At 47.0% G+C, this 9,623-nt stretch carries 10 protein-coding genes; 5 read left to right on the top strand and 5 right to left on the bottom strand.

The genetic code is table 11. The features are described 5' to 3' along the window. The 3 genes from AZ66_RS32070 to AZ66_RS22685 form a co-directional block, all read right to left on the bottom strand. A partial coding sequence (locus tag AZ66_RS32070) for an ABC transporter permease (protein ID WP_331436928.1) occupies positions 1-605 on the bottom strand: 605 nt, incomplete at its 3' end. Next, complete coding sequence (locus tag AZ66_RS32065; RefSeq protein ID WP_197081756.1) at positions 551-925, bottom strand: ABC transporter permease; 375 nt, start codon at positions 923-925, stop codon at positions 551-553. The genes AZ66_RS32070 and AZ66_RS32065, both read right to left, overlap by 55 nt. After that, complete coding sequence (locus tag AZ66_RS22685; protein ID WP_082061689.1) at positions 922-1,677, bottom strand: ABC transporter ATP-binding protein; 756 nt, start codon at positions 1,675-1,677, stop codon at positions 922-924. Before AZ66_RS22685 ends, AZ66_RS32065 begins: the two co-directional genes overlap by 4 nt. Before the next feature lie 299 nt (positions 1,678-1,976). Between AZ66_RS22685 and AZ66_RS22680 the strand changes: the two genes are divergently transcribed. Then, positions 1,977-2,723, top strand: coding sequence for a pseudouridine synthase (locus AZ66_RS22680; RefSeq protein WP_231586998.1), 747 nt, complete (start codon positions 1,977-1,979; stop codon positions 2,721-2,723). 122 nt (positions 2,724-2,845) lie between these two features. Next, positions 2,846-3,643 (top strand): Cof-type HAD-IIB family hydrolase, encoded by a 798-nt coding sequence (locus tag AZ66_RS22675; protein ID WP_044356936.1) that lies wholly within the window; start codon positions 2,846-2,848, stop codon positions 3,641-3,643. A gap of 125 nt (positions 3,644-3,768) precedes the next feature. Here AZ66_RS22675 and AZ66_RS22670 read toward each other — a convergent pair whose 3' ends face one another. Further along, positions 3,769-5,184 carry an RsmF rRNA methyltransferase first C-terminal domain-containing protein gene (locus tag AZ66_RS22670; protein WP_044356934.1) on the bottom strand — a complete coding sequence of 472 codons (1,416 nt, stop codon included), beginning with the start codon at positions 5,182-5,184 and terminating at the stop codon, positions 3,769-3,771. A 324-nt stretch (positions 5,185-5,508) separates the two neighbouring features. Between AZ66_RS22670 and AZ66_RS22665 the strand changes: the two genes are divergently transcribed. Next, the gene (locus tag AZ66_RS22665; RefSeq protein ID WP_036590707.1) at positions 5,509-6,438 is read left to right on the top strand and encodes an ABC transporter ATP-binding protein; all 930 of its coding nucleotides are present in this window, start codon (positions 5,509-5,511) and stop codon (positions 6,436-6,438) included. Then, entirely contained in the window at positions 6,435-7,196 is a 762-nt protein-coding gene (locus AZ66_RS22660; RefSeq protein ID WP_044356932.1) for an ABC transporter permease, read from the top strand. Before AZ66_RS22665 ends, AZ66_RS22660 begins: the two co-directional genes overlap by 4 nt. Positions 7,197-7,257: 61 nt before the next feature. On the opposite strand, the gene AZ66_RS22655 is transcribed toward AZ66_RS22660, so the two are convergent. Further along, the gene (locus tag AZ66_RS22655; protein ID WP_044356930.1) at positions 7,258-8,424 is read right to left on the bottom strand and encodes a GGDEF domain-containing protein; all 1,167 of its coding nucleotides are present in this window, start codon (positions 8,422-8,424) and stop codon (positions 7,258-7,260) included. Between the two features lie 100 nt (positions 8,425-8,524). On the opposite strand from AZ66_RS22655, the gene AZ66_RS22650 reads away from it, so the two are divergent. Beyond that, positions 8,525-9,623 (top strand): glycosyltransferase family 4 protein (locus AZ66_RS22650; protein WP_044356928.1); only part of this gene is annotated, 1,099 nt, incomplete at its 3' end.

Here is a 9,623-nt window from a genome sequence, read left to right as displayed (position 1 = left end):
TTTAACGTTAACTTTTTAATTTGCTTCTCAACTTGTTCTACATTCGCTTGGTCGTCTACTTTTACGATGACATTGTTGTATGTACCTTGTTCTTCACTGCCGTCATTCATGTGCAGCTCCTGCATCAACATTTTGCCGGTTTCAAGAGATACGTACAGCCTCTTATCGTAGGCTACCTGATTCTCACTGACACCGGCTGGCTTCTTCAGCACAGCAGATACGCGAAGCGGGGAGCTCATATAGGTCTTGCTTTCTCCGTTCATCAGCATCGTCTTGAGACGAAGTTGACGTTGATACATCGCTGTAGGAATACGGTTTAGGTTGTTATACTGCTCCATCAAGGAGTCGTCGTACGGATTGTTCGACAATTGCTCCATCAGGTTATCCATCGTCTCTTGGTCAATAAGTCCGAGAGTGGCTCCATAGCTCAATACGACGGTACCATCAAGGTCTGAAGGAGATCCCTGCATAAACTTATTGTCAAATTCAGTTAACGAATTAAGATCTGTCGCAAATACCTCAATTCCAGTCCGACGATCATCCATCGTATTCATTTCCAAATAGCCGAATTGCTGGAATGGCGCAACTGCCTTGACATGGGGGATGTTGCGAATGACCTCAATTTTCTGGGCTGTAATCTTTCCGCGCTCAATACTCTCGTCATCCGCACCTTTTGCCTGCTGTCCGCTGTTTTTCCTTGATTTCCACCTTGGTTGACCCCTGTATTTGGTGTCACCGTAATCTCGTCCATTTTCAAGTACGTGTTCAACTGTTTCTCTGCAAACGTCTGTGCAGATTCCCCGACACTCATCGCAATAATAATAGCGGCACAACCAATTGATATTCCCGCTGCACATAATCCGGTTACGACCTTCCGTCTCTTCAACTGATCCCACGAAAGATGGAGGTAGTCTCGTACTCTCACTTCTGCTCACCTCCAACGGGTTGAAGCACTTTTGATTCTGGCACAGCTTCTGTCTTTGTCATCGGACTTACCTTCGTGCGCAATCCGTCTTCAATAAGCACGCCATCCTTCAAAGTAATAATGCGTTTTGTTTGTTCAGCCACTTCCATCTCGTGAGTAACGATGATGAAGGTCGTGTCAACGGATTCGTTCAAGTTTTTCAGGATTGCAATGATTTCTTCTTCTGTGCGAGTATCCAAATTACCGGTAGGCTCGTCCGCAAAAATAACGGATGGCTCGGTAATGAGAGAGCGCGCGATACTGACACGCTGCTGCTGTCCACCAGACAATTGGGAAGTGAACAGCTCAGCCTTGTCAGGAATACCGACCTGTTCAAGCAGACGCATTGCTTTTTGCTTTCGTTCCGACGGACGTACGCCTTGGAAAATAAGTGGGAGCTCTACATTTTCACGTACGGTTAAATTGGCTATGAGCTCATACGCTTGAAATATGAAACCAATATGCTTGCGTCGAAATTCAGCAAGTGAGTTCTCGTTCAGTTTCACAATGTCCTGATCTGCAATATAGATGCTTCCTTCAGTTGGCTTCATTAAGCCTGCCATTAAGTTAAGCAATGTTGACTTACCAGAACCTGAGCTGCCGAGCAGTGCAACCATTTCGCCGCGCTTTACTTCGAAATTGATGGAATGCAGTACTTGGGTGGTTTCGGGGCCGTTCTTAAATGAGTGGGATAGGCCTTCGACACGTAACATTCGGCTCCTCCTTTCTATCTAGTTCTTTGATTAAATATGTATCGATCCAGCGCATAACAGTGTTCCATACGATGATTATAAGGGAAAGTTTCTCTCTTGACTGCATTGTGACAATATTGTAAGGGGAAGAGAGAATGCTGTCACCTAAATCGATGAGATGTCGATTCGTTGTGATATGCGTAGCAGGCATGGTATGCTGTAAGAGCACGGATAAAAACAGCTTGTGCACAATGCAATACGGGAAGATAGGAACGAAGAATGAACATAAGCATACTGTGCAGCATGGAGGTGAGCATGCGGTGGCAAAAAAGATAAGGCTGGACAAACTATTAGGGCATATGGGCTGCGGCAGTCGCTCAGAGATTAAAAAATGGGCGAAGATTGGCCTAATTCAAGTCAATGGACGAGTAATTAAGGACAGCGGCTTGCAGGTGGATCCTGATGCAGATGAAGTGCTGCTGGATGGCGAACAGATTCGCTATCGTGAATTCGTATATATTATGTTGAATAAGCCGCAAGGCGTAATATCTGCTACGGAAGATATACGGGAACGGACGGTGATTGATCTGCTCCCCGAAGAGCTGCGGCACTTCGAGCCTTTCCCAGTAGGTCGGCTGGACAAAGATACAGAGGGCTTGCTGCTGCTTACAAATGACGGCAAGCTGGCGCATGAGTTGCTGTCTCCGAAGAAGCACGTCCCGAAGACCTATGTGGCTACCGTTAGAGGACGGGTTGACAGCAATGATGGAGAAGCATTTCAACAAGGAGTAGAGCTGGATGATGGATATGTGACGAAGCCAGCTCATCTTGTCATACGTGGCCATGAGGAGCAATCCGATGGAACCGTGCACTCCTTCATCGAACTGACGATTACGGAAGGGAAGTTTCATCAGGTGAAGCGAATGTTCGAGTCGGTCGGCAAGCAAGTCATCTATTTGAAGCGAATGCGAATGGGCGGACTGGAATTGGATCCGGCACTTAAGCTCGGTCAATGGAGAGAGTGTACGGAAGAAGAGCTGAACTTGCTTCAACGACAGCAGCAATAGTGACAATATCAACATTATCAACATCCTAACAATAGCAACAACTGGATAGGACTGCTTTACATTTACGCATATCATACTGTTCATACGATACAGAAGATAGAGATGAGAGGGAGAAAACAGTGATGGATTATCGCATCGTGGCTTTAGATATGGATGGAACTCTGCTTCATGACGATCATACGCTGTCCAGCGCGAATGCGGAGGCGATTCGCAAGGCTGCGGCACAAGGTATGGAGATTGTGCTGTGTACGGGAAGAAGTCCAATTAGTACGCTGCCTTATTTAGAGCAAATCGGACTGGAGGGTGTTGTCATTACCCATAATGGTGCAGCTACCATTGCTTCAGAAGGGCGCAGAGTGCTCCACCGCTTCGATATCCCGAGCGCTGGCTTGGAGCCTTATATTCAATATTGCCGTGAGAACGGAGTTCACTTCGATATCAATACAGCTTTCAATCTCTATGTGGACAAGCTGAACGAGTTGACTCCGGAGATGCTGGATCTATACCGTCAATTCCTGATTGAGCCGAAGCAGTTCCCAGGTTGGACGGGCTTGCCGGATGCTCCTGTGAAGCTGACGATGAGTGGGCATAAGGAAGAGATAGATCGAGTAGAACATGAATTGAATCAATGGACACATGAGCACAACTTTATTCGTTCAGGTGACTACTTTATCGATATTATGCACAAGGATGCAACGAAGGGAAATGCACTCAAGCAGCTTGCCGCTATGCGCGGCGTGCCTCGTGAGCAGGTATTGGCCATCGGCAACTATTATAATGATATGACGATGATTCAATTCGCTGGCTTGGGCGTGGCTATGGACAATTCTCCGCTTGAAGTAAAGGCTGCTGCACAAGAAGTCACACTGTCGAACAATGAGGATGGAGTGGCGGCAACTCTGCTTAAGTATTGTAAATAGCTGTACCCATACAATGATTCACTCATGAACCACTGTCCTTGCACAATCGAAGCTTCTCTCAGAAGCATTCTATTGTGCAAGATCAGTGGTCTTTTATTTGCATGATGCTTGTAAGGTAGTCTACTTTATTTGCGCAATCCTTTGGGATAATGGTTCTTTAACTGGCCGCCTGATGCTTTGCCGAATCCAATTGGCAATCCGTCTATTGCGACAAGTGTCCATCCCTTCAGATTCGCATTTTCTCCTTCTAGAAGCAGAGCTTCACCTCGCAAATAGGCTTCCGCGGCCGGATCTTCCACATCATATGAGATGGATTGAGTAGCTTCCTCTGAAGAACTGCAGAACATCGCGAGTGCATGGGCGGGCTCAATACGGTTCTTACGCACATGAGCAAGATGCAGACCAGCACGAGGGATGCGGAGCCCTTGGAGTGTCTCTCCACCTCGTAGTGCTTGAACAGCTGATTCATTGCCCTGCGGCAGCCAATAGAGTTCTTCCCCGAACAGCAAGGGCATTCCTTGCGGCAAGTGAATCCCAGGTAGGAATTCTTTCATCCAAGCCTCAAACTGTGTAAACGCCGTCTGCGCTTCGTTGGAGCGGGTTCCACCTCCCTTGCGGGCAGTCTTGCCGCGACGGCTAGTAGAGCTAGTGGAAGCAACTGATTCCGAGTCGCCCTCCTGTAGCTGCAACACGGCTACAAAATGTCCTTCTCCTTCAGAGAGATGAGGCCATATTCGCTCCATGTGGATCAACTTGAACTGGTCGTAATGCTGAAGCCATTTTTCAATGATCCCTTCATTTTCCTGATGGTTGAATGTGCAGGTGGAATAGGCAATCGTTCCGCCGGGCTTCAACATCGTTACTGCTGCCTGAATAATATCCCATTGCCGTGCCGCGCACATGGCAACATGCTCAGGAGACCACTCCTTGACAGCATCGTTATCTTTACGGAACATGCCTTCACCCGAGCATGGGGCATCGAGCATAATCCGATCGAAGGCTTGCGGGAACTTAGCGGCTAGAGCATGTGGATCGGATTGGGTGACGATCGTGTTGGGAATCCCCATTCGTTCGATATTTTCGGCTAATATTTTGGCGCGCTGTGGATGAATCTCATTGGAGATGAGGACACCTTCCCCTCGCATCCGTCCTGCAATGTGGGTAGATTTCCCCCCAGGAGCAGCGGCCAAATCCAAGATGAACTCGCCTGGCTGTGGATCAAGCAGGCTCACCGCAGACATTGCAGAGGGCTCCTGAATATAATAGAGGCCTACTGCATGATACGGGTGTTTGCCAGGGCGCGAGCTCTCTTCATAATAGTATCCTTCCTCGCACCAAGGCACGGGGCGCAGATGGAATAGCTTCTCTGAGCGCGAGCGAGCGTCAGGATGTGTCAGCCACTTCGCGGGATTGGCACGCAGTCCGAAGGTGCGCGGTTCTGTATAGCTCTGCAAAAATGCATCCCCATCCTTGGGGAGCATCTGCTTCATTTGTTCGATATAAGCTTGAGGCAATGGGAAAGTTGTTCTTTCTTGGGGCATGTTACAGCTCCTTTCCGAATGGGTATAAGTAATCAGCATTGTATAGTTTACCGGACTGCTGGGCTTCGATGCAACGATGAATCTTCAGGGAATTACCGCATGTGATCTCTATTCATATTGTGGTTCCCCATAGTGATAGGCGGTACAGGTTACAATAATGTAAGACACTTTTGCGAAACGTCGTAGTAGGCTTGTACGTATGGAGTATGTGGTAGGATTCGGGGTTGGAATGATCGACTCATGGATACAATTTGACTAGGGGAAGCTAGAGATACGCATCTACGAGAACAACAAGGTAAGACAGGAGAAAGGAGCGGATGAATGGTGAATGATGTCGTTGTTGAACTACAAAACGTCACGAAAAAGATAAAAGGAAAAACGATTATCGATGATTTGTCATTCAGTGTGCGTCGCGGTGAAGTATATGGATTCCTTGGCCCGAACGGAGCAGGGAAGACGACGACGATCCGGATGATGGTCGGCCTGATGTCGATGACTTCTGGAAATATTGTAATAGAGGGGCATAATATTCGAACCGATCGCGCTAAGGCGATGGCTCATGTTGGCGCGATAGTCGAAAACCCAGAGCTTTACAAATTTATGACCGGACGCAAAAATTTGCAGCACTTCGTACGTATGAGCGGGAAGCCGATTACGGAGGAGCGCATTAAGGAAATTGTGAAGCTGGTAGATTTGGAAAATGCGCTGGACAAGAAAGTTAAGACGTACTCCCTAGGGATGCGCCAAAGGCTGGGTGTTGCGCAGGCTCTGCTTCATAACCCATCCATTTTGATATTGGATGAGCCTACGAATGGTCTAGATCCAGCCGGTATACGTGAACTGCGTGATTATTTGCGCCATCTTGCGAAGAAGGAAAATATCTCGATCCTCGTATCCAGTCACTTATTGTCTGAGATTGAACTCATGTGTGATCGAGTGCTTATCATTCAGAACGGTAAGTTTGTCGGGGAGCGATCGCTTGATCCGAATGAAGAGGGCGAACAATCTCAAGCAATGGCAATTCGCTTCGTGGTCGACGATGCCGCGAAAGCGATGGAAGTGCTGGCATCTACAGCTTGGAAGGCAAGTGTAGAGGAAGACAGTGCCGTTAAAGTTGAACTGATGCATGACGAGGTTCCTACAGCGGTACAGAAGTTCGTTCAAGCGGGCGTTCTCATTTATGAGGTGCGCACAGTGGCGCCTACATTAGAAGAGACGTTCTTGTCCATGACGAAAGGGGGACGTATTGAATGAGATACTTCGTATCCCTTGTGCAAAATGAATGGATGAAGGCGAACAGCAAGCGCCAAGTGCCTTATTTTTACGCGTTTATCGCGGTTATTACGTTAATTGTAGCTGCTGCAATGCGATTCTTTATTTTCAAAAGTGATCCATATCCATATATGGCCTTTGTGAGTGACGTCAACTTCTTGTTCAGCTCTCTCATTGGCATCTTTATTATGGTCGTCGCTGCACAAATCGTTACTGACGAGTATCGAGATGGAACGATTAAGCAGTTGTTGATAAGACCGGCAAGCCGCACAACGGTGCTAACCTCTAAGATGGTTACCGTAGTACTCATCTTGTTGTCGGTGTATGTATTCACGGTCATTTGCAGTGTTGTGATCGGAATGATCTTCTTCAGCTTCATGTCAGCAGATGTTACACTGGCGTCCATATTGAAAGATATCGTATTCCGAATTCCAGATGTAATGTTCTATGCACTACTTGCGATGACAGCGGCTGTGCTGACACGCAGCTTGGGTCTGGCCATTACCGTGCCGATTGTGATTAAGTCTGTCGTTGGAGCGGGGATGATCTTCTTCTCTGGCAAGCCGTGGTACAAGTATTTAATTTTCCCGAATTTGAACTGGCAGCCGTATTTCAACGGTGGAGACAATCTTCCGTTTAAAGAAGCGAGCATTGGATTCAGTGTTACGATTTATGCTGTGTATATGATCGTGCTTCTCGGCTTGTCTCTCATTATTTTCAACAAAAGAGACGTTCAATAGCGCTGGAATAACGAACAACGCCTTCCCTTGCACGTAGATGCAGGAGAAGGCGTTGTTATTATTAGGACATGTTGCCCGAGGCTTTCTGGATATGGAGATAATTTGTGACTAGATTTTTGCCATGAGTTTTGGAATAGTACATCGCCTGATCCGCTTCTCGTACAATATCATCTGAATTCATATATTTGCGCAGCGTACTATGACCGATGCTAAGGGTTACCGTTGTCTCCTGTTCTACGCGATGCCGGATCTGCTCAGCGATTTTCTCGGTATGGGCATTGCGATGCGTAATCAGCGCCACTAATTCCTCGCCTCCGAATCGACCAGGTACGCCGTATTCCTCCACCTCTTCTCGAATAATCAGAGACACTTGCTTCAAGATTTCGTCAGCTTGATCATGGCCATATGTATCGTTGACTTTCTTGAAATTGTCGATATCGCAAAAAATAAATGAAATTTTGTACTCGTTGCGGATATATTGCTGCATCACTTTCATAATGTGTCTTCGATTGAATAGACCTGTCAATCCATCCGTAATGGAAGTACGATAAGTCATATGAAGCAGTTCGACCACGCGCTCGAACAAGATGAAGAACAATAGGGTGTAATAGGCGAGTGGGAGTAGCCGTTCCAACAGGAACAGCTGATTGTTATTGTATGCAAACAGCAAGGTATTCGTAGATGTAAGCAAAATCGTGGCAAAGTAAGCTGCTAAGCTGCATATATAAGTGATACGCTGTCCGATTCTGGGTGCTACCCACACATAACAAAACAGCGTTGCGAACATAAGATATAGAAGCAGCGGCCATGCGTTAGCGATGGTAGGTGTGATGTTCGTGTCAAAAGGAATAGACAGCATCGTCGCAATTGGGATGACCAGCAGCATTGCTGAGAAGCGAACCCGATATCCGCGAGTAGGCCTCTTGTAAAGCCGGTATATCGCCATGTTCATGAGAACAAAGGAAAACGCTTGCAAGGTTGCGCCACCAACAAACCAGTTATAAATATTAGGGTTCCAATCCAGCAATGGTAGACGAACCACATCAGTCAGACGTTCTACCGCCATAAGGAATAAGGAGATAACGAGCAAAATATATGCTGGGGATCGCTGACGGATATAAAGACGAATCGCCATCAGAATCATAATAAATGTAATGTAAAGGATACAGGAAGATACTGATCCAATCACATTGTTCACTTCAGAAAGGGAATTAGCCGAATGAGTCATGAATGACAGCTCCATTGGGAAGGTTCTTTACTGAAACATATGTTCTAATATATCATAAAGGTTGAATGGCGAAAAGCGCGAACAAGAAGGAGGCGCTCGCATGAATATTTTGCAAGCATTGTTTTTTCCGCCTGAACAGCCTGGAGGGGTATCCTCCATGATCCCATATATACTTGACCGATTTCAGTCGCCCCACTGGGAGATGGAGATCTTTTCGCTGCCTAAGCGAATAAGGGGCAAAGGGCAGGAAGAAGTCTATTTTCATACTTTCGATTGGAAGCAGTACGGGGATAGTTCGATTGTGCAGAAATATGTTCAAACGTATCGCGACTATGTCTGGTGGTCGAAGCTGCGACTTACGAATCACTACGATCTGATACATGCCCATCATCCCATTGCAGGACTTGTGATGAAGCAGCTGTACCCGGATACACCTGTAATTATGACCGTTCATTCTAGCTTTGAACAAGAGCTTATCCTAAATGGAAAGATTGAACCCAATGGATCGGAGCATCAATTTCTAACATCCTTATACCGTGAGTTAGAGTCTCAAGTGGATGAGATGATGACGGTGTCCGAATCTTTCCGGACGTATCTGAAGGCTTATGTTCATGATGCGGATCGAATAGAGGTTCTACCGAATGGATTTGATGAGAAACGATTCAAGCCGATCGCCCATGATAATGCAGTACCTCAACTCATTACGATGTGCCGCTTAGTTCCTGCCAAAGGGCTCGATGTACTGCTGCAGGCATGTGCGGAGCTAAAGCGGCGGGGTCATGCCTATGTTCTTCATATTATCGGCGATGGGCCGATTCGAGAGGATCTGGAGCAGCTCGCACAGGAGCTGTCTATATATGATGAGACGATATTTTACGGCTATATGCTTCATCCCGAGGAGTTTATGCCGTTCTTCGATATTTTCGTATTACCGTCGCGGGCAGAAGCATTCGGTTCCGTATTCGCTGAGGCGGCGCTATGCTGGCTTTCTCTTATTGGAACCAATGTTGGCGGGATAGCAGAGCAGATTGAAGACGGGGTGAATGGACTGCTTGTACCGCCTGATGATCCGACTGCGCTCTGTAATGCGCTGGAAAGAGCAATGATGGATGGCTCATTCCGCTATGAACTTGCGCGGGCTGCGTGGGCAAAGGCGAAGCAAACCTATTCGCTAACACGTATCGTGAATGAATTGAAGC

Source organism: Paenibacillus sp. E194, assembly GCF_000935845.1.
Classification (GTDB): Bacteria; Bacillota; Bacilli; order Paenibacillales; family Paenibacillaceae; genus Paenibacillus_B; species Paenibacillus_B alvei_B.
The sequence above is the reverse complement of the archived record's forward strand: the minus strand, read 5'-3'. Positions and strand labels throughout refer to the sequence as shown.